This window comes from Trichlorobacter sp. (assembly GCF_030247655.1).
Classification (GTDB): domain Bacteria; phylum Desulfobacterota; class Desulfuromonadia; order Geobacterales; family Pseudopelobacteraceae; genus Trichlorobacter.
On the sequence record NZ_JAOTRZ010000353.1, the window covers coordinates 1 to 1771 of the forward strand.

Sequence of the window (1771 nt, forward strand, 5' to 3'; positions counted from 1 at the left end):
ATATAGACATGATTCCCGGGATCGACTGTGGGAAAAGTCATACCGCCGGCTGGGAGGGTGGTAGAAACCGAGGAGAAATACCATGAAATTTCAACTTGTTGGTTCCACCCTTATCGCGCTGTCCTTACTCGTTCCTGCTCCGGGACTGGCTGACGACAACATCAAGTACAGCCAGTGCCTGAATACGTTCAAGGAAAAGGACGGGATACAGACAGGAACGATCGTCAAAATGGCGACAGGTGAAGTCTTTGAAACTCTAGGAAGCGCTTTCAGCTACGACAAAGATTTAAATAGCCCGCTGTGTACGATCATCAAGGACAGACGGCACTACTACTTACTCGTCAGTGGTGTCGGAAAGAAGATTCTGGTTCGGAGGATGAACTAAAATGAGCAGAGCTGTTGTTTGTTTGGTTTTTTTGCTGCTGTTGCCGTTACCCTGTTTTGCTCAAAGGAGTACGGAGCCGTTGAACTTTCGTGGCATCGAATGGGACACCTACTACTCTGCGATTACCGGAATGACAAAACAGTATTCAAGAGATGAGAAGATCGACGTTTTCAAGAAAGCCGGTGACGAGATGACTATCGGTGACTGCAAACTCGACACTTTGACTTACGAAGGCTTCAACGGAAGAATTTACAAAGTAAATATGACTTTCTCTTCCTGCAACCCTGGACAAGTTTTTAACATGTTCAAGCAGAAGTATGGAGAATGTACTTCTGTAGAAGATTCTTTGGAACAATATATAGGGACTTGGAATTGGAAACGCGTAAAATTGGTTTTCTTTATTGACGTGGATTCTTCTGCTTCTGAGATTACGTATACGTATAAGATAACGGAGAGAGAGTACGAGACGTACTTGAAAGAGAAAGGTGGAGCGAAGAAGGATCAGTTTTAACGGCAAGTTGCGCCAGATGGGTTCGACATGCCACGCGGCAATTCTATACGATTTTCAGATGAAATAGCTGCGACGCGCATTTAAACAGCTTATGCACACACAACTGGTTTTATCCAGTAATAAGCTGAAGCGCTATCTTTGGCAAAGAATTCGCTTGCGCTAGCATGGCAGTTGCGGATTGAGATAGGATTTGATTTTTTACAAACGCCGTCATTTCTTGGGCTACATCCGTATCAGATATCTGTGATTCAGCAGCTTGAAGATTCGCTGATTGAATCTGAAGATTGGATATCGTGTTTTCGAGCCTATTTTGCATGGCTCCAAGATTGGCCCTGATCTTGTCTTTGGACACGATGGCGGTGTTGATAGCACTCAGGGCAGACGCTGCCAGGGCCTGAGTAGAGATGCATAACCCGAATTGCGGTATAATTTGATCGCTCACATAATTCTGAGTGTTTATATCAAACTTTAATGCATGCATGTTATTATGTTTATCTTTCCCAATGGCATACCAAATTGTGTACGCTGGATTAAAATACAAACGGTACATATCTGTTGGATTGAATTGAGCTTGCACATTTGTCGGAATATTATGCAAGCCTAGAGGTAACCCGCCCCAGTTACCCGTCTCTTGTAAAGTTAAATCATTGGCGGCCACAAATTTGGCCTCCGCGCTAGCACTCGCACCAATTAAATTATCTGCCGTACAACAACCAATTTGGATATAATAATAGTCGCAGGCGCTGTCGTTGCCAGTACCGAAATGAACCTTGAGCTTACCTGTGGAATTGACTCCTGTTCCATCAAATGTATCGCTAGCAAGGTTTCCATTTAAAAGATAAATACCGTTGAAGTCCGTAGCGTTGGCAATGCGA

General features: G+C 44.0%; 3 protein-coding genes. 2 read left to right on the forward strand and 1 reads right to left on the reverse strand.

Annotation, left to right across the window (positions count from 1 at the left end):
* Positions 1–82: 82 nt before the first annotated feature.
* Positions 83–385 (forward strand): hypothetical protein, encoded by a 303-nt coding sequence (locus tag OEL57_RS16600; RefSeq protein ID WP_300742039.1) that lies wholly within the window; start codon positions 83–85, stop codon positions 383–385.
* Between the two features lies 1 nt (position 386).
* The gene (locus OEL57_RS16605) at positions 387–896 is read left to right on the forward strand and encodes a hypothetical protein (RefSeq protein WP_300742042.1); all 510 of its coding nucleotides are present in this window, start codon (positions 387–389) and stop codon (positions 894–896) included.
* 109 nt (positions 897–1005) lie between these two features.
* Here OEL57_RS16605 and OEL57_RS16610 read toward each other — a convergent pair.
* A partial coding sequence (locus OEL57_RS16610; protein ID WP_300742044.1) for a flagellin occupies positions 1006–1771 on the reverse strand: 766 nt, incomplete at its 5' end.

What these genes read in the sequence shown, in the direction of transcription:
- OEL57_RS16605 (WP_300742042.1), top strand. Translation starts at nt 387, where the DNA reads ATGAGCAGAGCTGTTGTTTGTTTGGTTTTTTTGCTGCTGTTGCCGTTA.
- OEL57_RS16600 (WP_300742039.1), top strand. Translation starts at nt 83, where the DNA reads ATGAAATTTCAACTTGTTGGTTCCACCCTTATCGCGCTGTCCTTACTC.